General features: G+C 73.5%; 26 protein-coding genes and 4 tRNA genes. 15 read left to right on the top strand and 15 right to left on the bottom strand.

Annotated elements, in window-relative coordinates:
* Nucleotides 1-26 precede the first annotated feature (26 nt).
* From ACQP6G_RS16995 to purM, 4 genes are read left to right on the top strand one after another with little or no spacing between them, the layout of a single operon-like run.
* A complete protein-coding gene (locus ACQP6G_RS16995) occupies nucleotides 27-2,834 on the top strand; it encodes an ExeM/NucH family extracellular endonuclease (protein ID WP_429766007.1) in 2,808 nt (935 codons plus the stop codon).
* Between the two features lie 42 nt (nucleotides 2,835-2,876).
* Nucleotides 2,877-3,326, top strand: a complete 450-nt coding sequence (locus ACQP6G_RS16990; RefSeq protein WP_429766005.1) for a hypothetical protein — start codon at nucleotides 2,877-2,879, stop codon at nucleotides 3,324-3,326.
* A 48-nt stretch (nucleotides 3,327-3,374) separates the two neighbouring features.
* Nucleotides 3,375-4,922: an amidophosphoribosyltransferase gene (gene purF, locus ACQP6G_RS16985; RefSeq protein WP_429766003.1), complete on the top strand. Its 1,548-nt coding sequence runs from the start codon at nucleotides 3,375-3,377 to the stop codon at nucleotides 4,920-4,922.
* A 58-nt stretch (nucleotides 4,923-4,980) separates the two neighbouring features.
* Nucleotides 4,981-6,087, top strand: coding sequence for a phosphoribosylformylglycinamidine cyclo-ligase (gene purM, locus ACQP6G_RS16980; RefSeq protein ID WP_429766001.1), 1,107 nt, complete (start codon nucleotides 4,981-4,983; stop codon nucleotides 6,085-6,087).
* A 131-nt stretch (nucleotides 6,088-6,218) separates the two neighbouring features.
* Here the strand turns inward: purM and ACQP6G_RS16975 are convergent, their stop codons facing one another.
* Nucleotides 6,219-6,419, bottom strand: coding sequence for a DUF3073 domain-containing protein (locus ACQP6G_RS16975; RefSeq protein ID WP_429765999.1), 201 nt, complete (start codon nucleotides 6,417-6,419; stop codon nucleotides 6,219-6,221).
* A 398-nt stretch (nucleotides 6,420-6,817) separates the two neighbouring features.
* Here ACQP6G_RS16975 and ACQP6G_RS16970 point away from each other — a divergent pair, with 398 nt between their 5' ends.
* On the top strand, nucleotides 6,818-7,024 hold the full coding sequence (locus ACQP6G_RS16970; protein WP_079575713.1) for a BldC family transcriptional regulator: 207 nt from the start codon (nucleotides 6,818-6,820) through the stop codon (nucleotides 7,022-7,024).
* 44 nt (nucleotides 7,025-7,068) lie between these two features.
* Here the strand turns inward: ACQP6G_RS16970 and ACQP6G_RS16965 are convergent, their stop codons facing one another.
* The 5 genes from ACQP6G_RS16965 to ACQP6G_RS16945 form a co-directional block, all read right to left on the bottom strand.
* A complete protein-coding gene (locus ACQP6G_RS16965; protein ID WP_429765998.1) occupies nucleotides 7,069-7,386 on the bottom strand; it encodes a DUF3618 domain-containing protein in 318 nt (105 codons plus the stop codon).
* Nucleotides 7,383-7,799 (bottom strand): phage holin family protein, encoded by a 417-nt coding sequence (locus tag ACQP6G_RS16960; RefSeq protein ID WP_429765996.1) that lies wholly within the window; start codon nucleotides 7,797-7,799, stop codon nucleotides 7,383-7,385. The genes ACQP6G_RS16965 and ACQP6G_RS16960 overlap by 4 nt, the downstream gene beginning before the upstream one ends.
* A gap of 124 nt (nucleotides 7,800-7,923) precedes the next feature.
* A tRNA-Phe gene (locus ACQP6G_RS16955) sits at nucleotides 7,924-7,999 on the bottom strand.
* Between the two features lie 50 nt (nucleotides 8,000-8,049).
* Nucleotides 8,050-8,123: transfer RNA gene (locus tag ACQP6G_RS16950), tRNA-Asp, on the bottom strand.
* Between the two features lie 148 nt (nucleotides 8,124-8,271).
* A tRNA-Glu gene (locus ACQP6G_RS16945) sits at nucleotides 8,272-8,344 on the bottom strand.
* Between the two features lie 58 nt (nucleotides 8,345-8,402).
* Between ACQP6G_RS16945 and ACQP6G_RS16940 the strand changes: the two genes are divergently transcribed.
* A complete protein-coding gene (locus tag ACQP6G_RS16940; protein ID WP_429765994.1) occupies nucleotides 8,403-8,765 on the top strand; it encodes a metallopeptidase family protein in 363 nt (120 codons plus the stop codon).
* An 84-nt stretch (nucleotides 8,766-8,849) separates the two neighbouring features.
* Here the strand turns inward: ACQP6G_RS16940 and ACQP6G_RS16935 are convergent, their stop codons facing one another.
* Complete coding sequence (locus ACQP6G_RS16935) at nucleotides 8,850-10,073, bottom strand: M15 family metallopeptidase (protein ID WP_429765992.1); 1,224 nt, start codon at nucleotides 10,071-10,073, stop codon at nucleotides 8,850-8,852.
* Nucleotides 10,074-10,342: 269 nt separating this feature from the next.
* Here ACQP6G_RS16935 and ACQP6G_RS16930 point away from each other — a divergent pair, with 269 nt between their 5' ends.
* A complete protein-coding gene (locus tag ACQP6G_RS16930; RefSeq protein WP_429765990.1) occupies nucleotides 10,343-10,918 on the top strand; it encodes an antibiotic biosynthesis monooxygenase in 576 nt (191 codons plus the stop codon).
* 17 nt (nucleotides 10,919-10,935) lie between these two features.
* On the opposite strand, the gene ACQP6G_RS16925 is transcribed toward ACQP6G_RS16930, so the two are convergent.
* Nucleotides 10,936-11,700 carry a glycerophosphodiester phosphodiesterase gene (locus tag ACQP6G_RS16925; RefSeq protein ID WP_429765988.1) on the bottom strand — a complete coding sequence of 255 codons (765 nt, stop codon included), beginning with the start codon at nucleotides 11,698-11,700 and terminating at the stop codon, nucleotides 10,936-10,938.
* Between the two features lie 46 nt (nucleotides 11,701-11,746).
* Nucleotides 11,747-11,819, bottom strand: a tRNA-Lys gene (locus tag ACQP6G_RS16920).
* Between the two features lie 271 nt (nucleotides 11,820-12,090).
* On the opposite strand from ACQP6G_RS16920, the gene ACQP6G_RS16915 reads away from it, so the two are divergent.
* Together ACQP6G_RS16915 and ACQP6G_RS16910 are read left to right on the top strand one after the other, a co-directional pair.
* Nucleotides 12,091-12,375, top strand: a complete 285-nt coding sequence (locus ACQP6G_RS16915) for an iron-sulfur cluster biosynthesis family protein (RefSeq protein ID WP_429765986.1) — start codon at nucleotides 12,091-12,093, stop codon at nucleotides 12,373-12,375.
* Between the two features lie 194 nt (nucleotides 12,376-12,569).
* Nucleotides 12,570-13,385: a DUF1206 domain-containing protein gene (locus ACQP6G_RS16910; protein ID WP_429765984.1), complete on the top strand. Its 816-nt coding sequence runs from the start codon at nucleotides 12,570-12,572 to the stop codon at nucleotides 13,383-13,385.
* 21 nt (nucleotides 13,386-13,406) lie between these two features.
* On the opposite strand, the gene ACQP6G_RS16905 is transcribed toward ACQP6G_RS16910, so the two are convergent.
* Complete coding sequence (locus ACQP6G_RS16905; protein ID WP_429765982.1) at nucleotides 13,407-14,153, bottom strand: M50 family metallopeptidase; 747 nt, start codon at nucleotides 14,151-14,153, stop codon at nucleotides 13,407-13,409.
* Nucleotides 14,154-14,324: 171 nt separating this feature from the next.
* On the opposite strand from ACQP6G_RS16905, the gene ACQP6G_RS16900 reads away from it, so the two are divergent.
* From ACQP6G_RS16900 to ACQP6G_RS16890, 3 genes are all read left to right on the top strand, one after another.
* Nucleotides 14,325-15,806 (top strand): DEAD/DEAH box helicase, encoded by a 1,482-nt coding sequence (locus ACQP6G_RS16900; RefSeq protein ID WP_429765980.1) that lies wholly within the window; start codon nucleotides 14,325-14,327, stop codon nucleotides 15,804-15,806.
* A 60-nt stretch (nucleotides 15,807-15,866) separates the two neighbouring features.
* A complete protein-coding gene (gene msrB, locus ACQP6G_RS16895) occupies nucleotides 15,867-16,271 on the top strand; it encodes a peptide-methionine (R)-S-oxide reductase MsrB (RefSeq protein WP_429765979.1) in 405 nt (134 codons plus the stop codon).
* Nucleotides 16,272-16,332: 61 nt separating this feature from the next.
* Nucleotides 16,333-17,109, top strand: a complete 777-nt coding sequence (locus ACQP6G_RS16890) for a tyrosine-protein phosphatase (RefSeq protein ID WP_429765977.1) — start codon at nucleotides 16,333-16,335, stop codon at nucleotides 17,107-17,109.
* 82 nt (nucleotides 17,110-17,191) lie between these two features.
* Here the strand turns inward: ACQP6G_RS16890 and ACQP6G_RS16885 are convergent, their stop codons facing one another.
* From ACQP6G_RS16885 to ACQP6G_RS16870, 4 genes are all read right to left on the bottom strand, one after another.
* Entirely contained in the window at nucleotides 17,192-17,677 is a 486-nt protein-coding gene (locus ACQP6G_RS16885; protein WP_429765975.1) for a MarR family winged helix-turn-helix transcriptional regulator, read from the bottom strand.
* Between the two features lie 112 nt (nucleotides 17,678-17,789).
* Nucleotides 17,790-19,415 (bottom strand): MDR family MFS transporter, encoded by a 1,626-nt coding sequence (locus tag ACQP6G_RS16880; protein ID WP_429765973.1) that lies wholly within the window; start codon nucleotides 19,413-19,415, stop codon nucleotides 17,790-17,792.
* Entirely contained in the window at nucleotides 19,412-19,888 is a 477-nt protein-coding gene (locus ACQP6G_RS16875) for a MarR family winged helix-turn-helix transcriptional regulator (RefSeq protein WP_429765971.1), read from the bottom strand. Before ACQP6G_RS16875 ends, ACQP6G_RS16880 begins: the two co-directional genes overlap by 4 nt.
* Nucleotides 19,889-20,109: 221 nt before the next feature.
* Complete coding sequence (locus ACQP6G_RS16870) at nucleotides 20,110-21,549, bottom strand: sugar porter family MFS transporter (protein ID WP_429765969.1); 1,440 nt, start codon at nucleotides 21,547-21,549, stop codon at nucleotides 20,110-20,112.
* 185 nt (nucleotides 21,550-21,734) lie between these two features.
* Between ACQP6G_RS16870 and ACQP6G_RS16865 the strand changes: the two genes are divergently transcribed.
* The 3 genes from ACQP6G_RS16865 (at nucleotide 21,735) to ACQP6G_RS16855 (ending at nucleotide 24,244) form a co-directional block, all read left to right on the top strand.
* Nucleotides 21,735-22,334, top strand: a complete 600-nt coding sequence (locus ACQP6G_RS16865; protein WP_429766289.1) for a hypothetical protein — start codon at nucleotides 21,735-21,737, stop codon at nucleotides 22,332-22,334.
* A gap of 282 nt (nucleotides 22,335-22,616) precedes the next feature.
* Nucleotides 22,617-23,237, top strand: coding sequence for a DUF47 domain-containing protein (locus tag ACQP6G_RS16860; RefSeq protein ID WP_429765967.1), 621 nt, complete (start codon nucleotides 22,617-22,619; stop codon nucleotides 23,235-23,237).
* Between the two features lie 2 nt (nucleotides 23,238-23,239).
* The gene (locus ACQP6G_RS16855) at nucleotides 23,240-24,244 is read left to right on the top strand and encodes an inorganic phosphate transporter (protein WP_429765965.1); all 1,005 of its coding nucleotides are present in this window, start codon (nucleotides 23,240-23,242) and stop codon (nucleotides 24,242-24,244) included.
* A 16-nt stretch (nucleotides 24,245-24,260) separates the two neighbouring features.
* Here the strand turns inward: ACQP6G_RS16855 and ACQP6G_RS16850 are convergent, their stop codons facing one another.
* Nucleotides 24,261-25,256, bottom strand: a complete 996-nt coding sequence (locus ACQP6G_RS16850; RefSeq protein ID WP_429766288.1) for an NUDIX hydrolase — start codon at nucleotides 25,254-25,256, stop codon at nucleotides 24,261-24,263.
* Nucleotides 25,257-25,264: the final 8 nt, after the last annotated feature.

The following is a 25,264-nucleotide window of genomic DNA, read 5'->3' as shown; positions in this document are numbered from 1 at the left end:
CCCACGTCCGCCGCGAAGGAGCCACCGTGAGCCCCACCCGTCCCTCCCGCCGTCGAGCACCGCTCGCCGCCACCGCGGCCGCGCTCGTCCTGCCCGTCGGCGCCGCCCTGGCCGTCCCCGCGACGGCCGCCGTCTCGCCCGACGCCCCCGTCGTCATCGACGAGCTGTACGGGGGCGGCGGCAACAGCGGCGCCGCGTTCAACCAGGACTTCGTCGAGCTGTACAACCCGACGGACCAGCCGGTGTCCCTCGAGGGCTGGTCGGTGCAGTACGCGTCCGCGACCGGCACCTGGGCCAACGGGGCCCAGACGAACCTCGCGGGGTCGATCCCGGCGGGCGGGTCGTTCCTCGTCGCGGAGGCGCTGGGCGGGAACACGTCGCTGCCCGCGCTGCCGGCCCCCGACGTCACCGGCACCATCGCGATGTCCGGCACGGGCGCGAAGGCGGCGCTGGTGCGCTCGACGGACCGCCTGACGTGCGCGGGCGCGGACTGCGCGGCGGCCGAGGCCGTCGTCGACCTCGTCGGCTGGGGCCCGACCGCCAGCGCCTTCGCGGGCTCGGGGCCGGCGCCGGCGACGACGAACGCCACGTCGGTCGCACGCCGCGACCACGCGCACACCGCCGACAACGCCGCGGACTTCACGGCCGGTGCGCCGACGCCGACCGCGAGCGGCACCGACCCCGGCACGGACCCGGGCCCGGCAGAGGACGCGACGATCGCCGAGATCCAGGGCACCGGCGCCGCGTCGCCGCTGGTCGGGAAGACGGTGACGACCACCGGCGTCGTGACCGCGACCTACCCCACGGGCGGCTTCGACGGCCTCTACCTCCAGACGTCAGGTACGGGCGGCGACCCCGCCTCCGACGCCACCCCCGGCGCCTCCGACGCCGTCTTCGTGTTCTCCCGCGCCGCGGCCGCCGAGCTCGAGGTGGGCGACCACGTGGAGGTCACCGGCGAGGTCAGCGAGTACTCCGGCCTCACGGAGCTCACCGCGGACTCCTGGACCGCGCTGGACGAGCGCGGCGCCGTCGAGCCGCTGGCCACGACCTGGCCCGCGACCGACGCCGAGCGCGAGGCGCTCGAGGGCATGCTGCTCGCGCCGCAGGGCGACTTCACCGTCACCGACAACTACGACACGAACTTCTACGGCACGATCGGGCTCGCCACGGGCGACGCGCCGCTCGTGCAGCCCACCACGGCCGGCCGGCCCGGCTCGGTGGAGGCGAAGCAGCAGGCTGAGGACAACGCGGCCCGGGCCGTCCTGCTGGACGACGGCGCGTCGACGAACTACGGCTCGGCCGCCAACTCGTCGCAGCCGCTGCCGTGGCTGACGGGCGGCGACCCCGTGCGGGTCGGCGCCGCCGTGACCTTCACGCGGCCCGTCGTGCTCGACTACCGGTACGACGCCTGGGGGCTGCAGCCGCAGCACCGGCTCACGCCCGACGTGGCCGACGCCGTGCAGCCCGCCACGTTCGAGAACACGCGCGAGGCCTCGCCGCAGGACGTCGGCGGCACGCTGCAGGTGGGCACCTTCAACGTGCTCAACTACTTCACCACCACGGGCGACCAGCTCGACGGGTGCACCTACTACACGGACCGCGCCGGCGACCCGGTCACGGTGCGCGGCGGCTGCGACGCCCGCGGCGCGGCCGAGGCCGAGGACCTCGAGCGGCAGCAGACCAAGATCGTCGCGGCGATCTCGGCGCTGGGGGCCGACGTCGTCGGCCTCGAGGAGATCGAGAACTCCGCCGCGTTCGGCAAGGACCGCGACCAGGCCCTGGCCGACCTGGTCGACGCGCTCGACGCGCACGACGGCGCGGGCACCTGGGCGTACGTCGCGTCCCCGGCCGACCTCCCGGAGAGCGAGGACGTGATCCGCACGGCGTTCGTCTACCGGACCGCGGGCGCCGAGCCCGTCGGGACCTCGCGGATCCTCGACGACCCGGAGGCGTTCGGCAACGCACGCCAGCCGCTGGCGCAGGTGTTCCAGCCGGCCGGCGGGGTCGACGCCGACCCGGGCGACGACGTCGTGGTGATCACCAACCACTTCAAGTCGAAGGGGTCGGCGGGCCCGTGGCCCGGGGACGAGGACACGGGCGACGGCCAGGGCGCCTCCAACGAGTCGCGCGTGCGCCAGGCGACCGCGCTGGTGGCCTTCGCCGACGACGTGGCCGCCGACGCCGGGACCGACGCGGTGCTGCTCGTGGGCGACCTCAACTCCTACGAGCAGGAGGACCCGGTCGTCGTCCTCACCGACGCGGGCTACACGGACCTCGGGCCCACCACGGGCGAGTACACGTACGCGTTCGACGGCGCGGTCGGCTCGCTCGACCACGCGCTCGCGTCGTCGGGTCTGATCGCCCGGGTGACCGGCACGGACATCTGGAACGTCAACGCGTACGAGCCGGTGGCGAACGAGTACAGCCGCTACAACTACAACGCGACGATCCTCTACGACGAGACGCCGTTCCGGTCGTCGGACCACGACCCGCTGCTCGTCGGGCTCGACCTCACGCCGTCCGCACCCGCGTGGGACGCGAAGGACACCTACGGCAAGGGGGACCGGGTCGCCTTCGAGGGCGGGCTCTTCGAGGCGCTGTGGTGGTCGCGCGGCGACCGGCCCGGGGCGTCGGCGTACGGGCCCTGGGCCGAGGTCGGGGCTCCGGTCGCCACGTCGGCCGGGACCTTCTCCGCCTGGACCCGCACCTGGGTGTACGGGAAGGGTGACGTCGTCGTGCACGACGGGCACCGCTGGCGGGCCCAGTGGTACTCCCGGAACGACGAGCCCGGCGCGACGCCGTGGGGCCCCTGGAAGGACCTGGGAGCCGCCTGACGAGCGGCGGTCGGGTGCCGGCGGGTGGCTTAGGCTCGAGGGGTGAGCAGCTCGACCCCCGACCAGGACACCCCGGCACCCGACGGCACCGCGCCCGACGCCACGCCGCCCGCCGGCGAGGCGCCGGCGGAGACCGTCGAGTCCGCCGCCGGCACCGACGCCACCCCGGACGGCGCCTCGGACGATGCCGCGGACGAGGCGTCGGACAAGGTCGAGGCGCCGCAGGACGTGACGCTGCTGGTCGACCCCGAGCGGGTGCGTCGCGCCCCCAAGTTCCCGGTGTTCCTGTGGATGGGCGCGCTGGTCGGCGGTGTCGTCGGGCTGATCTTCTCGACCTGGCTCATCGACGCCGCCGATCCGGAGGTCGCTGCGGCCCTGCTGAAGCCGGGCGTCTACGTGTCGGTGATGATCCTCGGCGGGATCGCCCTCGGCCTGGGCGTCGGCGGGCTGGTCGCCGTGATCTCCGACCGGCGCAGCCTGCGTCGTCGCTGACGCGTCCGGGCAGGTCGACGCACCGGGGCCCTGTGGGATACTCGAGGCATGCCCTTGCGCCCTGACGGCCGCCTGAACCATGACCTCATGCCCGGCGAGAAGGGCCCCCAGGACGCGTGCGGCGTCTTCGGGGTCTGGGCCCCCGGCGAGGAGGTCGCCAAGCTCGCCTACTTCGGCCTGTACGCCCTGCAGCACCGCGGACAGGAGTCCGCGGGCATCGCCACCAGCAACGGTGAGCAGATCCTCGTGTACAAGGACATGGGCCTCGTGTCCCAGGTCTTCGACGAGACGGCGCTCGACGCCCTCACCGGCCACCTCGCGGTGGGCCACTGCCGGTACTCCACCACCGGCGGCGTGACCTGGGAGAACGCCCAGCCGACCCTCGGCGCGACCGCGGGCGGCACCGTCGCCCTCGGGCACAACGGCAACCTCACCAACTCCGCCGAGCTGGTCAACCTCGTGGCCGAGCGCTACGGCGCGCAGCGCCGCGGCGAGCTCGCACGCGGCAACACCACCGACACGGCGCTCATCACGGCCCTGCTGGCCGGCGACGCCGACCACACCCTCGCCCAGACGGCGCTCGAGGTGCTCCCGAAGCTGCGCGGCGCGTTCTCCCTCGTCTTCATGGACGAGGGCACCCTCTACGCCGCCCGCGACCCGCAGGGCGTGCGCCCGCTGGTCCTGGGCCGCCTGCAGCGCGGCTGGGTGGTCGCGTCGGAGACGCCGGCCCTCGACATCGTCGGCGCGTCGTACGTGCGCGACGTCGAGCCGGGCGAGCTCCTCACCATCGACGCCGACGGCCTGCGCTCCGAGAAGTTCGCCGAGCCGGAGCGCGCGGGCTGCGTCTTCGAGTACGTCTACCTCGCCCGCCCCGACAACACCATCAACGGCCGCTCCGTGCACGCGTCACGCGTCGAGATGGGCCGCACGCTGGCCCGCGAGCACCCCGTCGAGGCGGACCTCGTCATCCCGACGCCGGAGTCCGGCACGCCGGCCGCCGTCGGGTACGCCGCGGAGTCGGGCATCCCGTTCGGGCAGGGCCTCACCAAGAACGCCTACGTGGGACGCACGTTCATCCAGCCGTCCGACACGCTGCGCCAGCTCGGCATCCGCCTCAAGCTCAACCCGCTCAAGGAAGTGATCCGCGGCAAGCGCCTCGTCGTCGTCGACGACTCGATCGTGCGCGGCAACACCCAGCGGGCCCTGATCCGCATGCTCCGCGAGGCGGGCGCGGCCGAGGTGCACGTGCGCATCTCGTCGCCGCCGGTGAAGTGGCCGTGCTTCTACGGCATCGACTTCGCGTCGCGGGCCGAGCTCATCGCCAACGGCCTCAGCCCGGACGAGATCGGCCAGTCCCTGGGCGCCGACTCCCTCGGCTACATCTCGACCGAGGGCATGATCGCGGCCACCGAGCAGCCGGCGTCCCAGCTGTGCGCCGCCTGCTTCACGGGCAAGTACCCGATCGAGCTCCCCACCGCCGATCAGCTCGGCAAGCACCTGCTGGAGCAGGCCGAGCTGCCGCTCGGCGCCCCCGAGGACGGGCTCCGCACGGTCTCCGTGGGGGCCGGTGGCGGCACCGCGCTCGACCACCCGTGACTGACAGCCGACCCCGCCTGACAGCCGACCGACACAGCCGACGAACGGTGAGCCCCACGTGACGAACGAACCCCTGACCTACGCCGCGGCCGGCGTCGACACCGAGGCCGGCGACAAGGCCGTCGAGCTGATGAAGGACGCCGTGCGCCGCACGCACGGGCCCGCCGTCCTCGGGGGCGTGGGCGGCTTCGCGGGGCTCTTCGACCTGTCCGCGATCCGCGAGTACCGCAAGCCGCTCCTCGCGACGTCGACGGACGGTGTCGGCACCAAGGTCGCGATCGCGCAGGCGCTCGACAAGCACGACACGATCGGCTTCGACCTCGTCGGGATGGTCGTGGACGACATCGTCGTGGTCGGCGCCGAGCCGCTGTTCATGACGGACTACATCGCCACCGGCAAGGTCGTCCCCGAGCGCGTGGCCGACATCGTGCGTGGCATCGCGCAGGCCTGCGAGGTGGCCGGCACGGCCCTCGTCGGCGGCGAGACGGCCGAGCACCCGGGCCTCCTCGCCCCCGACGAGTACGACGTCGCGGGCGCGGCCACGGGCATCGTCGAGGCGGACGCCGTCCTGGGCCCCGAGCGCGTGCGCGCCGGCGACGTGCTCGTCGCGATGGGATCGAGCGGCCTGCACTCCAACGGCTACTCGCTGGTGCGCGCGGTCGTGAAGCACGCCGGCTGGTCGCTGGACCGCCATGTCGAGGAGTTCGGCCGCACCCTGGGTGAGGAGCTCCTGGAGCCCACCCGCGTGTACGCGCGGGACGTGCTCGCGCTCGCCGAGGACCCGGCCGCGCAGGTGCACGCAGTCACGCACGTGACGGGCGGCGGGCTCGCGGCGAACCTCGCGCGCGTGCTGCCCGCCGGCACGGTGGCGACGGTCGACCGGGGCTCGTGGGAGGTGCCAGCCGTCTTCCGCACGGTGCGCGAGCTCGGCTCGGTGCCGCGGCGGGACCTGGAGAACACGCTCAACCTCGGTGTCGGCATGGTGGCCGTCGTGGGCGCGGACGGCGTCGACGCGGCGCTGGCGACCCTCGCGGCTCGCGGCGTGCCGGCGTGGGTGCTGGGCTCGGTCGAGGACCTTGACCCGGGCGTGCCGGCCGAGGACCTGGTCGCCGGGACGAAGGGTGTGCAGGGCGGCGCGGTCCGCCTCACGGGCGACTACCGCTGACGTCCTGCGCGGGGGAGCGGACCTCCCCCGCGCCCGACCTCGCGCATGACGAAGGGCCGGACGGCTGCTGCCGTCCGGCCCTTCGCGCGCGGCGTCGGAACCCGTGGGTCACGGGGTCCGACGCTGGGGACTCAGCGCTCGTCGCCCCAGGAGTTGTATCGGTTGTCGTACTCGTCGTCGTCGGAGAAACGATCCTCCGTGGCGACATCCGTGCGACCGCCCTCGCTGCCCTTGAGCTCCTGCTCGAGCGCGTGGTAGTTCGTCTCGGGGCTGTAGTACTTCAGCTCGCGAGCGACCTTAGTCTGCTTTGCCTTCTGACGGCCGCGGCCCATGGCTGAGACCCCCTCAACGTAGGAGCGGGGCTTGCGCCGTCCGTGACGGCGGCCCCGTGCGTAAGTAGTCTGTTCAGACCCCAACGGTACATGCTCGCGCGCCATTCCCTCCACTCCGCGACACGTGCCGTATGCATCGACGGACGTGGGAGCGGGTGATCCTCGTCCGATGGTGTCTCAGGTCACGAGACCGATCGGTGCGCGGAGCGGTCCGGAGGCGCCTGACGCCCCGGCAGAACGGACGCACGCGTACGACTCGGTCCATGCCAGGACGATCCGGACGATTTCATCCGGCTCCCAAGTCGCCTCAATCCCGCTTTCTGCACACAATGGATGAGCGAGACCGTGTCCGCACACCGGGCGCCGCCCGGGCCGGTCCGTACCAGGAGGTGCAGGGGATGTCGCTCCACGGAGACTCCGAGGTTCTGCTGACGCCTGCCGAGGTGGCCAGCCTGTTCCGCGTCGACCCGAAGACCGTGACCCGCTGGGCGAAGGCGGGGAAGCTCTCGTCGATCCGTACGCTCGGTGGTCACCGCCGCTACAAGGAGTCGGAGGTGCGCGCGCTGCTCGGCGCCGCCTCCGAGGAGGCGACGCCGGACAAGTAGAGCGCCCCAGGGGGCGCCGCGGCGCCGCTCGAGCGCGGGGGCGCTCAGTGGCGCCGCGCTCGCACGACGACCATCACGACCAGCGCCAGCCCCGCCGCCGCGGCGCCGAGGAGCACCTGCGCGTTGCGCTTGCGGCGGGGGTCGGTGGCGGGGAGCCCGCCTCCCGTGACGAACGTGCCGGCGTCGCCGGCGGCCTGCTTGGTCGCCCGGGCGAGCTGGTTCGCCTGGTACTTCGGCGAGAGGCGCGTCGCGAGCTGGTCGAGTGTCGCGGCGAGCTCCGCGCGGGTGCGGGCCACCTCGTCCTCGAGCTCGCGGGCCGTGGGGGCCGGGGTCCTGTTCTCGGGCGTCGTGGGCTCGGTCACCGGCGCACCCCCTTCTTGATCGTCTCCACGTCCTCCTTGACCCGGTCGATCGTCTCGGGCCGCCGGGCCGCCTTCTTGAGCTGGCGCACCGCGATCGCGACGGCGAGGCCGGCGACGAGCAGCATGGCGACCCCGACGACGAGCGCGGAGAGCCACAGCGGCCAGACCGTTGCGAGGCCCGTGATCCCGGCCCAGATAAGGACGCCCACCGCGTAGAGCACGACGACGAGGGCTGCGGCGATGAGCCCGATCCCGATGCCGGAACGCTTCGCCTTCTCCGTCAGCTCGGCCTTGGCGAGCGCGACCTCTGCGCGCACGAGCCGCGTCGTCTGTTCCGACAGCTGCTCCACGAGCCGCCCCATGGAGGGTGGCTGCTCGGCGGGCGGGGTGCGCCCGTCGTCCCAGTCCGTCATCGGCTGCTCCGATCCTGCGTGAGGTGATCGTCCGTGCGGTCCCACTCAACCCGTCCCTGCTGGTCCAGGCAATTCCTGGCGGAAAGACGACGAGACCCCCACGCCCGGGGCGTGGGGGTCTCGATGGTGGCTCCGACCGGCGTCGATCCGGTGACCTTTCGATTTTCAGTCGAACGCTCTACCAACTGAGCTACAGAGCCTGGACACGAACGCCCGGGCGCCGTTTCCGACGAACCGGGCGCATCATGCGCGACCCTGACGGGACTTGAACCCGCGACCTCCGCCGTGACAGGGCGGCGCGCTAACCAACTGCGCTACAGGGCCAAGGTGGGGAGTGGACTCCCACCGAGGAAGCTCGTTTCGAGCCGAGAAGAAGCGTACCCCATGCTCGCCGGGATCTTGAAATCGGATCCTGACCAGCAAGGACGCGCCGTTTCGCGGGGCTGCCGACGCTGCCGGCGTCCCCGCGGAGTACCCCCAACGGGATTCGAACCCGTGCTACCGCCGTGAAAGGGCGGGGTCCTAGGCCGCTAGACGATGGGGGCTGGACCCGGCAAGCATACCCAGCCGGCAGGGACGGCCCTCGCCCGTCCGTGGGCGAGGATGGGACCCGTGGTGGAGATGACGCGCGAGGAGTTCGAGGAGGCCGTCCGGGACGGCCTCGACCAGGTCCCGGCCGACCTGGCGGCGATGATGGACAACGTCGTCGTCCTCGTCGAGGACGACGCCCCCGCCGACGACCCCGAGCTCCTGGGGCTGTACGAGGGCGTGCCGCTCACCGAGCGCGGGCAGTTCTGGGCCGCGGGCTCGCTGCCCGACCGGATCACCGTGTACCGCAACCCGACCCTGGCCATCTGCGACACGCGTGACGACGTCGTCGAGGAGGTCGCCATCACCGTGGTGCACGAGATCGCCCACCACTTCGGGATCGACGACGAGCGGCTGCACGAGCTCGGCTGGGCCTGAGCCGCGCTCCGGACCGACGACGACGGACCCGTGACGCACGGGGCGTCACGGGTCCGTCGGGGTCGTGCTGCGGGGCGTGGAGCCTCAGGACGGGCGGTACTCCCAGTGCCACGCCTCCGGCTTGCGGCCGTCCGCCTGCGCCCAGGCGGGGTTGCGCCACCCGAACTTCGCGGCGTTCGCGACCAGCCACTGGTGCTGGGCGCTCGAGCGCTCCTCGACGCCGCCGTTGATGTCGACGGCGATGCCCCAGCCGTGGTCGGAGTAGCCGGGCACGGCGGCGAGGTAGCCGCGGCTCGCCTTGACGGACACCTGCGACTCGTAGGAGCGGTAGGAGTCACGGATCTGCAGGTGCTCGCCGAAGCGCGCCTGGTAGGCGGCGTCGAGGCGCTCGAGCTGCTCGGCCGCGTCGCGACGCAGGGACTCGCCCGACGCGAAGGACAGGCCCTCGAGGTCGGCGGACGCGAGGCGACCGTTCCCGTACCCCGCGGTGTCGTCCGCGAACTTCTTGAGGGAGGGGGCGGCCTTGCGGGCCGCCGCGGCCTGCGCGTGGAGGATCTCGGCCGGCGTCGCGGGTGCGGGCGTGATGCTGATCGCCGTGGTGTCGGTCTTCTCGATCAGGGTGGTGAGGTCCTCGGTCGCGTCGGCGACGTCGGCCGCGTCCTGCCCGCGGACGTCGAGCGCGGTGCGCTCGCCGGCGCGCGACGCCGCCTCTCCTCCGGCGCGGTCGGTCACGACGTCGCGCAGGTGCGCCGCGCTCTTCGCGACGGCCTTGCGCTGCTTGGCGGGGATCCCGATCGTCTCGGTCGTCACCTGGTCGGCGCGGGCCAGGGCCTCCTGGGCGGCGGTGAGCGCCTCGTCGCCCGACGGGGCGGCGCTCTTCGCGGCGCCCTTCGACGACGCCTGCTCGGTGTCGGCCTTCGCCGTGCCCGTGCTCGCGGTGCCCGAGCCGACGGCGCCCGACGTCGCGCCCGCGGCGCCGGACAGCGCGGGCCGCACGATCGCCGTCGTGGCCGAGGCGGTCGGGGAGACGGTGCCGAACGTGCCGGTCTCGATGGTGCCCACGGACGACGAGCCCGCGTCGGTCGACGCGGCGGTCCGCGTCTCCCCGGACGCGGTGGAGTTGCCGGTGAGGACCACCCCGGTCGTCAGCGCCATCACGGTCAGCGCGACGGGGACGCCGGCGCGCACGGTGCGGCGCCCGAGGCGCGGCGTCGTGGGACGGGCGGCGTGGACGTCGGCGCGGCGCTGCCGGGACGGGTGGTGGATGTCGCGGCGCCGGGGCAGCGGCGCAGGGGCGTGCTCGGTCACGTGGGGAAGTCCTCGGGGTAGGGAAGGCGGGGAGCTCGAACCTCTCGGGAGCTCGCACCGGTCGGAAGCTCATTCCATCTTCAACCGTTTCGACGGGTGCTCCGGGCCAACGAGGCGACCAGACGACACGAATCCCGTGCGGGGCGTAGGGACGAGATGTGAAGGCCGGGACATCCCGGCGATCCTCGGGCGCCCGGATCGTGGGACGCGTCGTCCCGCCGGGCCGTGGGCGAGGGGCGCGACACCGGGACGCGGCCCAGGATGCTCGGATGACTTCCGCACCCGTGACCGTCGCGGTCCACCGCGCCGTCAGCCCCGACCGCGTCCCGGAGGTCACCGCCTGGGTGCAGTCCGGCGTCCGGCTCGCGAACCGCTGGGACGGCTTCCTCGGCTCGGGCTGGATCCGCGCCTCCGAGGGCGCCGCGGACTGGATCATGCTCTACCGCTTCGCCGACGCCGCCCGCCTCGAGGCATGGGAGGAGTCGCCCGAGCGCCGGCGCTGGCTCGCCGCCGGGGAGGGGCTCGTGGAGGAGCGGCGGGTGGAGAGGCGCACCGGCATCGAGGGCTGGTTCGACCCGCCGGTGCGGCAGGACGAGCCCACCGGGCCGCCGCTGCTGGCCGCGCCGCCGCGGTGGAAGCAGTCCGTGGCCATCTGGCTCGGCTTCTTCCCCGTGAACCTCGCCTTCACTGTGCTGGTGGGGTGGCTCGTGCCGCCCTTCGCGGAGCTGCACGTGCTGCTGCGGGTGCTCGTCTCGACGCTGGTGCTCACGCCGATCATGTCGTTCTGGGTGCTGCCCTGGGTGACGGGGCGCCTCTCGGGCTGGCTGCACGCGCCGCGGCGCTGAGCGGGCGCCCGGCCCGGTCAGCCCTGGGCGGGGGACGCCGTCGACCCGAGCCAGTCGCGCAGGGCCGCCGGACGGTCGGTGATGATGCCGTCCACGCCCGCGTCGACGAGCGTGCGCCACGCGGGCTCGTCGTTCGCCGTCCAGCCGAAGACCCGCAGCCCCGCGGCGTGCGCCGTCGGGACGAGGTCCGGGTCGTCGGCGATCAGCGCGACCCCGGGGCTGACGGCGGCCGCGTGGAGCGCGGCGAGAAGGGCGGGCAGGCCCTCGCGGGGGTGCTCCACCAGCAGGGAGCGCGGCACCTGCGGCGCGACGTCGCGCAGGGCCGCGACCGTCTCCGGGTCGAAGCCCTGCACGATGAGCCGGCCGTCCAGTCCCGGGTCGTCGAGCACGCGCATCGTCACCGCGACGTCGTCGGCGCTCCAGCGGCCCTTGTACTCGCACAGGACGCCGAGGCCCGGGTGCCGTGCGACGACGTCCAGCACCTCCGCCAGCGTAGGGATGCGCTGCCCGGCGAACTCCGGGCCGAACCACGAGCCGGCGTCGAGGCCCTGCAGCTCGTCCCGGGTGCGGCTCCGCACCTCGCCCGTACCGTCCGTCGTGGCGTCGACCGTCCCGTCGTGGATGACCACCGGGACGCCGTCGGCGCTGAGGTGGACGTCGATCTCGACCATCGCGGCGCCCACCTCCCCGGCGAGGTCGATCGCGGCCAGCGTGTTCTGCGGGGCGTCGGCGGACGCGCCGCGGTGGGCGACGACGGCGGGGGCCTGGACGCGGACGGGCACGGGGCTCCTTCGGGCGGCGACGGCCTGCGACGGTGTCGTGCAGGAGTGGGCCCCGTGGGGATCGAACCCACAACCCGCGGATTAAAAGTCCGCTGCTCTGCCAGTTGAGCTAGAGGCCCGCCGTCGTCCGCCCGGAGGTCGGTCGCCGGCTGCGGACAGCGTACGCGGGGCTGCGGGCGGCCCGTGCGCACCGGGTCCCGGCAACGCCCGTGACGCCGCCCGCAAGGTCACGATCCGGTCACGGAGGGCAACCTATCGACGCGCCGGCACGGCTGTCACGCGGGGTCTCACCCACCGGGAGATCTCGTCCCGATCGCGTCTCATCGTTGCGTCGGGCCCCAGGTCCTGTTTCGGTGGACGGGTTCGCAAGGACCGACGAGAGGAGCGTCCATGCTCACCGTGACCGACAACGCCCGTACCGCCGTCCAGGACCTCGCCCAGCAGGCGGGGGTGCCCGACGAGGGCGGGCTGCGGATCGCGCAGTCCGCCGGCCAGCCCGGCAACTTCGAGCTCGCGCTCGTCCCGGCGCCCCAGCCCGACGACCAGGTCGTCGACGAGGAGGGAGCCACGCACGTGTTCGTCGAGGCGCAGGCCGCGCCCGCCCTCGACACCCTGACCCTCGACACCGACCCTGCCGCGCAGGGTCCCGGGTTCGTGCTCACGCCGCAGGCGTGACGTCCGGGCGGGGACGCGGCGCCTCCTGAGGGCGCACCGCCCCCGCCTGACCGGTCCTCCGACGGCCGGGTACGGAGATCGCTCCGTGCCCGGCCGTCGTCGTGCCGGGAGCGGGCGCGGCGCGGGTGGCGTCCAAGGCCCGGTTGCGCCATCGTGTGGTGCCGCGACCCGCGCGGCACCGACGGAGGTGACCTGTGTCCGACCCCGCCCGCGCCGCCCGACGCTCCTCGCGCAGCGCGAACGACAGCACCGCACTGCAGGCGCTCGCGCGTGCCGGCTACGTCGCGTCCGGCGTGCTGCACCTGCTCCTCGGCTGGTTGGCCGTCCGCCTGGCCTTCGGGTCCTCAGGGGGGAACGCCGACCAGCAGGGCGCCCTGCGTGAGCTGGCCGACGCCCCGGGCGGCGCGCTGCTCCTGTGGCTGACGGCGGTGGGCTTCGCCGGCCTCGCCGTGTGGCAGCTCACCGAGGCGGTGGCGGGCGTGCCCGGGACGGACAAGGCGAAGCAGGTCGGTGCCCGGGCCAAGGCCGCGGCGAAGGCCGTCCTGTACGGGGTGCTCGCCGGCACCGCGGTGCGGGTCGCGACCGGGTCGTCCGGCGGCGGCTCCGAGGAGGGGCTCACCGCCGACCTCATGCGCGCCCCCGCGGGCCGGTGGCTCGTCGCGGTGGTCGGCCTCGTGATCGTCGGGGTGGGCGTCTTCCACGTCGTCAAGGGGTGGCGGAAGTCGTTCCGCGACGACCTGCGCGCGACCGGGGGCGGCGCCGTCGGGCAGGCGGTCGTGCGGCTCGGCCAGGTCGGCTACGTGGCCAAGGGGATCGCGCTCGGCGTCCTCGGGGGCCTCTTCGTGGCGGCCGCCGTCACGGCCGACCCCGAGAGGGCGGGCGGTCTGGACGACGCCCTGCGCACGATCCGGGAGCAGCCGTTCGGGGTGGTGCTGCTCGTGGCGACGGGCCTGGGCATCGCGGCCTACGGCGTGTACTCGTTCGCGCGGGCCCGGTACGCGCGGCTCTGACGCGCCGGCGGGGAGCCGTCGTCAGGTCGCGGGCTCCACGATCCACGTCGCGCCGAGCAGCAGGCAGCCGACGGTGACCAGCAGGAAGACCACGACCCACAGGATGCCCGTCGTGCGGGTCAGCGCCGCGAGCTGGTCGGCGTCCGACCGTCGCGCGCGCCCCCGGGAGCGCTGGGCCTGGAGCTCGAGCACGGGCCGCACGGACCCGATCAGCAGGAACCACGTCACCGCGTAGGCGACGGTCGCCTGTGCGGCGGGCTCGAGCCACCACGAGACGGCGACGAGGGCGGCGCCGGAGACGAGGATCGACCAGAGGCCGAACCAGTTGCGGATCTTCAGCAGCAGGAGCGCGAGCAGCAGCACCAGCAGCCACAGCAGCCCGACGGCGTAGCCGTGCCGCAGCAGCCAGGCGGCGCCGAGCCCCGTGAGGCCGGGGCCGACGTACCCGGCGAACGCCGTGACGATCATCCCGAAGCCGCGTGGGCGCCCGGCGGACACCGTGAGCCCGGAGGTGTCGGAGTGCAGCCGGATGGCGTCCAGGCGTCGCCCGGTGAGCATGGCGGCGACGGCGTGCGCGCCCTCGTGCGCGATCGTCACGACGTGCCGTGCCACCCGCCACACGGGGGTCACCAGCACGACGGCGAGCGCGGCGAGGCCCGCGGCCAGTACCACCGGCTGCGCCGGCGGCGGCACGGGGGTGGTGGCGGCCGTCCAGATCTGGGTCAGCACGTCGCCGACGGTGGTGAGGAAGTCGTCCACGGCGGCCATTCCACCACGGGCCCCTGAGAGGCCGGTCGGTCGACCCGGGCGCCGGTCGTGAGAGAATGGGGGCAGGTGGCTGCGCGTTGCGCGCCCCGCGTCGTGGAGATCCCCCCGGATTGCGTGCGGCGGACCCCGACCTCGACGTCCGAGACGTCCCTGCCCGAGAGGCCCTTTTCCTTGACTACCTTTGCCGACTTCGGCCTGCCTGCCCCTGTCGTCCGTCAGCTGACGGACCAGGGCATCACCACCCCCTTCCCGATCCAGACGGCGTCGCTGCCGGACACGATGGCCGGCACCGACGTGCTCGGCCGAGGCCGCACCGGCTCCGGCAAGACCCTGGCGTTCTCGCTGCCCGTCGTGACGCGGCTCGCGACGTCGGCGGCGAAGGCCGCGGCCGCCGGCCGCCCGCGCCGTCGTCCCGGCCGCCCGCGGGCGCTCGTGCTCTGCCCGACCCGCGAGCTCGCCAACCAGATCAACGCCACGATGGAGCCGCTCGCGAAGGCCCTCGGCCTCGTGACGACCACCGTCTTCGGCGGCGTCGCGCAGTCCCGCCAGGTCAACGCCCTGAACGCCGGCGTCGACGTGCTCATCGCGTGCCCCGGCCGCCTCGAGGACCTGCTCGGCCAGAAGCACCTCACCCTGGACGACGTCGAGATCACGGTGCTCGACGAGGCCGACCACATGGCCGACCTCGGATTCCTGCCCGGCGTGAAGCGGATCATGGACCGCACGCCCACCGTGGGCCAGCGCCTGCTCTTCTCGGCGACGCTGGACAACGGCGTCGACGTGCTCGTGAAGCGCTACCTCAAGAACCCGGTGACGCACTCCGTGGACGAGGCCGCCGCCCCGCCGCCGCAGATGACGCACCACATCCTCGCCGTGGCGGACGCCGACGCGAAGAAGCACGTGGTGCACGCGCTCGCCTCCGGCACCGGCCGCCGCGTGCTGTTCACGCGCACCAAGCACCAGGCGAAGAAGCTCGCCAAGCAGCTCACGGGCGCGGGCGTGCCCGCGGTCGACCTGCACGGCAACCTCGGCCAGGGCGCGCGTGAGCGCAACCTCGCGGCGTTCTCCTCCGGGGACGTCAAGGTGCTCGTCGCCACCGACATCGCCGCGCGCGGCATCCACGTCGACGACGTCGAGCTCGTCGTGCACGTCGACCCGCCCGCCGAGCACAAGGCGTACCTGCACCGCTCGGGCCGCACGGCACGCGCCGGGTCCGGCGGTGACGTCGTCACCGTGATGCTGCCCGAGCAGCGCGGCGACGTCCGCGACCTCACGCGCAAGGCGAAGATCGACGCCCGCCCGCAGCCCGTGGCCCCGGGCGACGCGACCGTCGCCGCGCTGGTCGGCGAGGTCGCGCCGTACGTGGCGCCCGCGCCGGCGGCGCCCCCGCAGCCGCAGCGCCGCAAGGGCGGCGGCCAGCAGCAGGGCGGCGGCCAGCGCGGCCGCACGTCGCACGGCCAGGCGCCGCGCGGCGAGGCACAGCGCGGGCAGGGGCAGCGCGGCCAGCAGGGCCAGCGCTCGCAGGCGCAGCCGGCGTCGTCCGGCGGCCACGCCCCGCAGGCGGTCCGGGCCGACGGGTCCGCACCCGCCCGCCGTCGTCGGCGTCGTGGCGGCCGCGGCCGCGGGCAGGGCGGCTCGGCACCCGCGGCCTGAGCCGCCGCAGGGCAGGAACAGTCGCACGCCGGTCCGGGTTGAGCACGACGGAGGTGTCAGATGACGTACGAAGTCACCAAGTCCGACCAGCAGTGGAAGGTCGAGCTGAACCCGCAGGAGTTCGCCGTGCTGCGGCAGGCGGGCACCGAGCGGCCCTGGACCGGCGAGCTGCTCGACGAGAAGCGCGTCGGCGTGTACCGGTGTCGCGCGTGCGGCAACGAGCTGTTCCGGAGCGAGACCAAGTTCGACTCGCACTGCGGCTGGCCGTCGTTCTACACGCCGCTCGCCGGCGACGCCGTCGAGCTGCTCGAGGACCGGTCGCACGGCATGGTCCGCACCGAGGTGCGCTGCGCCCGGTGCGGCTCGCACCTGGGGCACGTCTTCGACGACGCGCCGCAGACGCCCACGGGCGACCGGTTCTGCATGAACTCGCTCAGCCTGACGTTCGAGCCCGCCGAGGGCTGACCGCCCGGTCGTCGCGCCCTGCCCGCAGCGCTTCGGGCAGGGCGCGGCTAGGGTCGGTCGGGTGACCGACTCCGCGTCCTCTGCGCCCTCTGTGGCCGACGCCGCCACGGCCTGGACCGCCGCGCCGGCGTCCGTGCCCGACCATCTCGTCAACGTGCGCGACGTCGCGACGGCCGCCCCGGGCCTGGTGCCCGGGGCGTTGCTGCGTTCCGACGCGCCCCGGTCGGGCGACGTCGCCCCGTCCGACGTGGTGTGGCCGCCTCGCACGGTGCTCGACCTGCGCGACCCGGGGGAGAACGGCGAGCCGCACCCGCTGACGGGCGTCGCGCACGTCGTCCCGCTGCCCCTGCTGGACGGCACGGCGATGCAGGGCGCCACCGCGCCGGCGCCGGTGCCCGGCCTCGGGGAGCTGTACCTGCAGATGCTCGACGGCGTGGGCGCCGGGCACCTCGTGGAGGCGGTGCGGCTGATCGCGGTCGACGACGCGCCGGTGCTCGTGCACTGCACCGCCGGCAAGGACCGCACGGGGGTGACCGTCGCGCTGGTGCTGGCCCTGCTGGGCGTGGACCGTGCCGCGATCGTCGCCGACTACGAGCGGACCGGTCCCCACATGCGAGAGGTGCTGGCCCGCGCCGCCGTCACGGCGAACCTCGCCGTCCCTGACGCGCACGTGCTGGCGAAGCTGCCGTCCGAGCTCGTCACCGCTCCGGGCTGGGCGATCGAGACCGTGCTGGACCGGTTCGCCGAGCACGACGGCGGCGCACCGGGATGGTTCCGTGCGCACGGCGGCGGCACCGAGACGCTGGACGCCCTGCGGTCCCGTCTCCTCGAGGGCTGACCCGGCCCCGGACACGCGTCGAGCCTGCCGGGACGGGTCCCGACAGGCTCGACCGGCGACGCGGGCCCAGGCCCACGACGTCTCAGGAGCGCGTGTCGCGCCAGCGGACGAAGTCCTCCGAGTAGCGGTGCAGCAGCGTCGCGAGCTGCGCGACGTCCGCCTCGTCCCAGTCGCCGAACGCGTCCTTGTACATCTCGATGCGACGGTCGCGGGCCCGGGCGAAGCGCTGGGCGCCGTCGGCGGTCAGGGTGATCCGCTGGCCGCGGGTGTCCTCCGGGTCCACCTCGCGGTGCACGAGGCCGAGCTCCACCAGGCGGCTGAGCTGTCGGGACACGGTGGCACGGCCGACGCCGAAGTGTGCGGCGAGGTCGGAGCCGCGGATCCCGGGATGGGAGTCGATGTGCGCGAGGATCGGGTAGGCCGACGCCTCGAGCTCGGGGTGCACCCGCCGGGCGGTCTGGGCCGCCGACGACTGGGCGCGACGGATCAGGACCCGGATCTCGCGTTCGAGGGCACCGAACGGGTCGGTGGCCGGGTCGGGCAGGGGCTGGGCGGCGACGTCGTGCATGCGCCCATCATGAGGCTTCGCCGAGGCAAACGGGAGTGGCGTAGCAGGCGAACTTGCACCCGGACGGCGTCTCAGCGGGTGAAATCGACCCCGTCCGGGTGCTGGGCCGGTGTCAGGCCCGTTCGGCGACCGGAGCGGCGACGTCCTGCTCGGCCGACTTCTCCTCGTCGAGCACCTGCTCGATGCCGGAGCGCTGGCCCAGCGGGATCTCCTTCATGAAGAGCACCGCGATCAGCGAGACGACGGCCATCGGCACGGCGTACAGGAAGATCGTCGTGATGCCGTCGGCGTAGGCACCCTCGACCACCGTCTGCACGGGGGCGGGAAGGGCGGCCAGGTCCGGGACCGCGCCCGAGCCGGCACCCATCGCGTCCGAGGCGATGCCGAGCTTCGCCAGGCCGGTGGAGAGGTCCGTCTTGATCTGCGCGGCCATCACGGCGCCGAGCGCCGAGACGCCGATCGCGCCGCCCAGCGAGCGGAAGAACGCGACGCCGGAGGTACCGGCACCCATCTCGTGCACGTCGAGGGTGTTCTGCGTGGCGAGCACGAGGTTCTGCATCAGGGCGCCCACCGACAGGCCCAGGCCGAACAGGAAGACGGAGATGAGCACGAAGCTCGTGTCCACCTCGATGGTCGACAGGCCGAACAACGAACCGGTGAGGAGGACGGCGCCGCCCACCATGATCGCCTTGTACCGGCCGGTGTTCGAGATGATCCGGCCGAGCACGATGCCCGCGAGCATCGTGCCGATCACCATCGGGATGGTGAGCAGGCCGGACTCGGTCGGCGTCTTGCCGCGGGCGAGCTGGAAGTACTGGCTGAGGAAGACCGCGGTGCCGAACATGGCGACGCCGACGGACGCCGAGGCGACCACGGCGAGCACGAACGTGCGGTTCTTGAACAGGTGCAGCGGGATGATCGGCTCGGCGGCGTTCTTCTCGACGAAGCCGACGACGACGAGCGCCAGCAGGGCGCCGCCGACCATCGCGCCGGTCTGCCACGACAGCCACTCGAACTGGTCGCCGGCGAAGGTGACCCACAGGAGCAGCAGCGCGACGGCGACGGCGATGAGGCCGGCGCCGGCGTAGTCGATCTTCACCTCCCGCTTGGCCAGCGCGGGCAGGTGCAGCGTCTTCTGCAGCACGATGAACGCGGCGACGGCGAAGGGGACGCCGACGAAGAACGTCCAGCGCCAGCCGATCGAGTCGGTGAGCACGCCGCCGAGCAGCGGGCCGCCGATCTGCGCGACGGCCATGACGCCGCCCATGAGGCCCATGTACTTGCCGCGCTCGCGCGGGCTGATGATGTCGGCCATCAGGACCGTCGCGAGGGCGGTGAGGCCGCCGGCGCCGATGCCCTGCAGGGCGCGGAAGCCGATGAGCATCTCGATGTTCTGCGACAGGCCGGCAGCGGCGGCGGAGACCACCGTGATCGCGAGGGCGACCTGCATGAGCACCTTGCGGTTGGTCAGGTCGGCGAGCTTGCCCCACAGCGGGGTCGAGATCGTCATCGTCAGCAGCATCGCGGTGACGACCCAGGTGTAGGAGTGCTGGGAGCCGCCGAGCTCGCTGACGATCTTGGGCAGCGACGTCGAGACGATGGTGGTGGCCAGCAGCGAGACGAAGACGCCGAGGAGGATGCCCGAGAGGGCCTCGAGCACCTCGCGGCGGGTCATCGCCGGGGCCGGAGCGGCGGAGAGGTCCGGCGCGGTGGGCGCCGGGCTGGGGGACTGACTCATCGGGCGGGGATCTCCTCCTGCGCCGTGGCGCGGTCGTGGGTCGTGGTGAGTGCGGCCGCGACGCTGCGGATCCGGGAGATGGCGTCGGCGAGGTCGTTCTCCGACCAGTCGGAGAAGGACTCGGAGACGAGGTCGTCGATGCGTTCGAAGGAGGCCTCCGCGAACTCGCGGCCGGCGTCCGTCAGGGCGAGGTAGCGGGCGCGCCGGTCGTCGTCGTCCACCGTGCGCTCGACGAGACCGGCGTCGACGAGGGCGCTGATCTGGCGGCTCGCGACGGAGACGTCGACGCGGAGCTTCGCGGCGACGTCGGTGATCTGGACGCGCCCGCACCGCGTGAGCAGGTGCAGGGCCCCGAGGCCGGCCCGGGGGAGGTCCAGGTCGCGCGCCACGCGCATGGCGGCCTCGCGCTGGGCGCGGGAGAGCTCCTCGAGCGTCTCGACGAGCTCACGGGCCGCGGTGCGGTCAACGGGCATGGCAGGGCCTTTGCTGAAAGAGGGTGGGTGCTCGGGGCCGGACGGCCGGAGCGGTGCGGCCCGGGGCGCGGGCCGAGTTGTTGCAGGGTGCAAACATACGCCTGGTGCTTGCAGCAAGCAAGTGTCCTGGTGGGGGCCTCACCCGGCGCACGACGACGGCCCGTGACGCCCCGGGCGGAGCGTCACGGGCCGTCGTCGTGTCGGCGCGACTCGGGCGTGCGTCAGGCGCGCTTGTACGCCTCGCCCGCCATGTCCTCGAGCTCGACGCCCTTCGTCTCCGGGATCTTGCCGAGCACGAAGAAGAACGACAGCACCGCGAAGACGGCGTACATGAGGTAGGGGATCGCCGGGCCGAACGTGTCGAGCATCGGCGGGAACGTCAGCGTGATGACGAAGTTCGCGATCCAGTTGGCCGCGGCGCCGACACCGAGGGCGGCGGCGCGGATCCGGTTGGGGAACATCTCGCCCAGCAGCACCCACATCAGCGGGCCCCACGTGGCGCCGAAGAAGACCACGAAGGCGTTCGCGCTGACCAGCGCGATGATGCTCCACGGATCCGGGAGGCTGATCGAGTCGCCCGAACCCGTGGCCTGCGTGAAGCACACCGCCATCAGGCCCAGCGAGACCGCCATGCCGGCCGAGCCGATGAGCAGCAGCGGGCGCCGCCCCACCTTGTCGATGAGGGCGATGGCGATGAACGTCACGGCCACGTTGGTGACCGCCGTGATCGTCGAGACGAGGAACGCCTGGGACTCGTCGAAACCGACCGCCTGCCACAGCGTCGTCGAGTAGTAGAAGATCACGTTGATCCCGACGAACTGCTGGAAGATCGCCATCACGATGCCGACCCAGACGATGGGCTTGAGCCCGAACCGGTCGCCCTTGAGGCTGCCCAGCTCGGCGTTCTTCTCGTCGACGGCGATCGAGCGGCGGATCTCGCCGATCCGGTCGTCCGGGTGCTCGTCGGGGCCGAGCACGGACGCCAGGACGGACCGCGCCTCGTCGTCGCGTCCCTTCGTCACGAGATAGCGCGGGGACTCGGGCATCCGTAGCGCGAGGATGCCGTACACGGCCGCCGGGACCACGGCGACGAGGAACATCCAGCGCCACGCCTCCCAGCCGAACCACAGCTCGTTCGCGGCGCTGCCGGCCGCCGTCGCGAGGATCTGGTCGGACAGCAGGGCCGCGAAGATACCGACGGTGATCGCGAGCTGCTGCAGCGAGCCGAGGCGCCCGCGCATCGCGGCCGGGGCGATCTCCGCGATGTACGCGGGGGCGATCACGGACGCGATGCCGATGCCGACGCCCGCCATGAACCGCCAGACCGCCAGGTCCCAGGCGCTCCACGCGATCGCCGACAGGATCGACGAGACGAAGAACAGCACCGCGCCGAGCACCATCACGTGGGTGCGGCCCCAGCGGTCGGCGAGCTTGCCGCCCGACCACGCGCCCAGGGCGCAGCCGAGGAGGGCGATCGCCACGACGAGCCCCGTCACGGTGGAGTTGAGGTCGAACTGGCCCTCGATCGCGTCGACCGCGCCGTTGATCACCGACGAGTCGAAACCGAAGAGGAACCCGCCGACCGCCGCCGCGAAGGCGAGGGCCGTGGCCTTCCGGTGGGCGCTCTGCGCACCCGCCTGACCAGGTGTGGAGGTGGACATGTGTCTCCTAAGTCCGTGGTTGCTTCGATGCTAGGTCCGCGATCGTGTGTCGGCTCGGGGAGCGGCAGGCGCGGGAGACCTCGGGCGCCGGGTGGGCGTCGCCGGACGTGCCTGCAGGGCGCGGACCGCGGGAGACTGTACCTGTGAGCAACGAGCCGGAACCACGCAGGCACCGCCGACCGGCGATGCTCGACCCGCAGACCGCGGAGCAGATCCCCGGCTCCCTCGACCCCGCGCTGCGCGACGAGGTCGCGCACACCACCGCGCGCGCCGTCGTGCACCGGGCGCGGGCCGCGGAGGACCCGGAGGTCGTGGACCGCCTGGTGCGCCTCGTCGAGCGGGAGGGGCTCGACGTCGTCGCCGCCCTGTGGTCCGACGCCGCGCCCGCCTCGCTGCCCGGCGCGTTGTGGCGGCTGTACGTGCTGCGCGAGTGGGTGCGCCGCGACCCCCGCACCGTGGGGCTGCGCTACCGGCTCGGCGTCGACGCCGCCCCGGTGCACGAGGCGGTGGCCGGCGTGCCCCGCCCGCCCGCCCCCGAGGACCTGCGGACGCTCGCGGACGACGTCCTGTCCGGCGTCTACGCCGGCGACCTGGCCGTGGCGCTGGAGCGGGCCGCGTCGTTCTGCCGCATCCTCGCGACCGGTGCGGCGTTCGACGCCGACGCCCGCGAGGTCGCGGACCCCGACGGGGCCACGCGGATGACCCGCGGGGCCGCCGACCTCGTGCGCACCGCCGAGGAGCTGGAGCGCGCGGCCACGGGCTGGCGGGCGGGCACCCTCGACTGAGTCGCTCCGAGCCCGAACGGCGGCGCTGACCTGCGTGTTCGGAGCACGCCGACACCCGGGCTTACGATGTTCGGGCGACGTCGGGCCGCGGTAGCCCCGGGCTCCATCTTCAGCCGCTACGAGCGGCCACGCGCCGAGAGGCGCTCCCGGTCCGGCGTCGCACCTCACCCGAGTTTTCCCGCAGCCGCGAGGCGGATCGTTCAGCGCGCGTTCAACTGGTCGCGCCAGGATGGCCACCTCTAGTCTGTGAGAGTCTCAGCGTCCTCGATCCGGGAGCCACACGTGCGCCTGCGCCTGACACCGCGCGACACGACGTATTTCGACATGCTGGCGACGCTCGCGCAGCACAACGTCACGGGGGCCTCGCTCCTGGCGGAGCTGCTCGGGGCGTCCCGGCAGGAGCGGGAAGGGATCGTCCGCAGGCTCAACGAGGCCGAGCACGTGGCCGACGACGCCGCCCACTCGATCATGCGGCGCCTGAACCAGACGTTCGTCACCCCGTTCGACCGGGACGACATCTACGGCCTCGCGTCCGCGCTCGACGACTGCATGGACGCCATGGAGGAGGCCGGGGACCTCATCGTCCTGTACAAGGTCGACGAGCTGCCCCTGCGCGTGTCGGAGCAGGTGCAGGTGCTGCAGCGCTGCGCCGAGCTCACCGCCGAGGCCATGCCGCGCCTGCGCTCCATGGACCAGCTGTCCGACTACTGGGTCGAGATCAACCGCCTCGAGAACCAGGGCGACAAGCTGCACCGCGAGCTCATCGCGCAGCTCTTCGACGACACCACCGACCCGATCCTGCTCATCAAGCTCAAGGAGATCGTCGACATGCTCGAGGAGGGCGCCGACGCCTTCGAGCGGGTCGCGAACATGGTCGAGACCATCGCCCTCAAGGAGTCCTGACGGTGGAGGCGGCTCTCGTCGTCCTCGTCGTCGCGATCGCGCTCGGCTTCGACTACACCAACGGCTTCCACGACGCGGCCAACGCCATCGCCACCTCCGTCTCGACCCGTGCGCTGACGCCGCGGGTCGCGCTGCTGATGGCCGCCGTGATGAACTTCGTCGGCGCGCTGCTGGGCACGGAGGTCGCCGAGACCATCGCGACGTCGATCGTCGACCTGCAGGACGCCTCGAACCACACCGCGCTCGTCGTGGTGCTGTGCGCCCTCATCGGCGCCATCGCCTGGAACCTCATCACCTGGTGGTTCGGGCTGCCGTCATCGTCCACGCACTCGCTGATCGGCGGGCTGGTCGGGGCAGGCCTGGCGGCCGGGCTCCCGATCTACGGGCAGTCGATCATCGACAAGGTCGTGCTGCCGATGGTGTTCTCCCCGCTCATCGGCTTCGTCGGCGCCTACCTGGTGATGGTCGCGGTGCTGTGGATCTTCCGGAACGCGGCCCCGTCGCGGGTGACGCGCCGGTTCCGGCTCGCGCAGACCGCGTCGGCGGCCGCGATGGCCCTCGGCCACGGCCTGCAGGACGCGCAGAAGACCATGGGCGTCATCTACATGGCGCTCGTGACCGTGGGGTGGGCGGCCGCCGACGGCAGCATCCCGTTGTGGGTCAAGCTGGCCGCCGCGAGCGCGATCTCGCTCGGCACCTACTCCGGCGGCTGGCGCATCATGCGCACGCTGGGCCGCCGCATCATCGAGCTCGACCCGGCCCGCGGCTTCGTCGCCGAGTCCGTGTCGGCCCTGGTGCTCTACGCCAACGCGTTCATCCTGCACGCGCCCGTCTCCACGACGCACACGATCACCTCGGCGATCATGGGCGTCGGTGCGACGCGCAGGCTGTCCGCCGTCCGCTGGGGCGTGGCCAAGAACATCGGCGTGGCCTGGGTGCTCACCATCCCCGCCGCCGCCCTCGTCGCCGCGATCACGACCTGGATCCTGCACCCCTGGCTGACCTGACCACCAGCCGCGGCGGTCAGTAGACCGGGGGCGTGACCTTCTCCACGGCGACGACGCGCGGGCCCTTGCCGGTGGTCGCGACGTGGGCGACGAGCAGGTCGCCCGGCTCGAGGAACGGGTCGCGCGAGGGCAGGACGTTCGCGACGGCGCGGCGGGAGTGCTGGCCCAGCACGTCCAGCACGGTCGGCAGCACGGGGCGGTGCGTGCACAGCACCGACGACCGACCCGACTCGAGCAGGTCGAGCACCGTCGCGGCGACGCGGGACGGCGACCGCTCGTGCTCGGCCTCGCCCAGCTGGTCGCTGAGCTCCGGTCGGGCGCGCGCCGCCTGCACGTACGGCTCGATCGTCGCCGCGCAGCGCTCCCAACGGCTCGACACCACGGACGTCACGCCGTAGGCCGCGAGGACCGGGACGAGCGCCGCGCCCTGGGCGTGCCCCACCGGCGTCAGCGGCCGGTCGTGCTCGGCGCCGTGCCAGGCCGCCCGGGTGACGGCCTTGCCGTGCCGGACGATGACGACGGCGTGCGTGGCGAGCCGGCCCTGGCCGTGCGCCTCCACGAGGGCCTCGAGCGGCCCGCGGTCGGCGCGGCGCGTCAGGCGCGCGGCGGCGTCGTCGACGTCGAGCCACGCCTTCTTGTCGACCTCGTCCGTCGACGGCGGCTGCACGGGGGACCGTGCGGCCAGCGCCGCGGCGTCGTCGGACCGCGAGGCACGGCGTGCCGCCCAGTAGTGCACCCGCTTCACGCGGCCCTCGGGCGTCAGGTACTGCAGCCCCGGCAGGGGGACACCCAGCACCACGGGCTTGCCCGTCTCCTCCGCCACCTCGCGCGCGGCGGCCGTGTTCAGCGACTCGCCCGGCTCGAGCTTGCCCTTCGGCCAGGACCAGTCGTCGTAGCGCGGCCGGTGCACGAGCTGCACCTGCAGCCGCCCGTCCCGCTCGCGCCACACGAGCCCGCCCGCCGACTCGATCACCGGGGCGTGCTCCACCGACGTCGCCCCCAGCCTGTCCACGAGCGGCG

Source organism: Isoptericola nanjingensis, from assembly GCF_050311635.1.
Taxonomy (GTDB): Bacteria; Actinomycetota; Actinomycetes; order Actinomycetales; family Cellulomonadaceae; genus Isoptericola; species Isoptericola nanjingensis.
The sequence above is the reverse complement of the archived record's forward strand: the minus strand, read 5'-3'. Positions and strand labels throughout refer to the sequence as shown.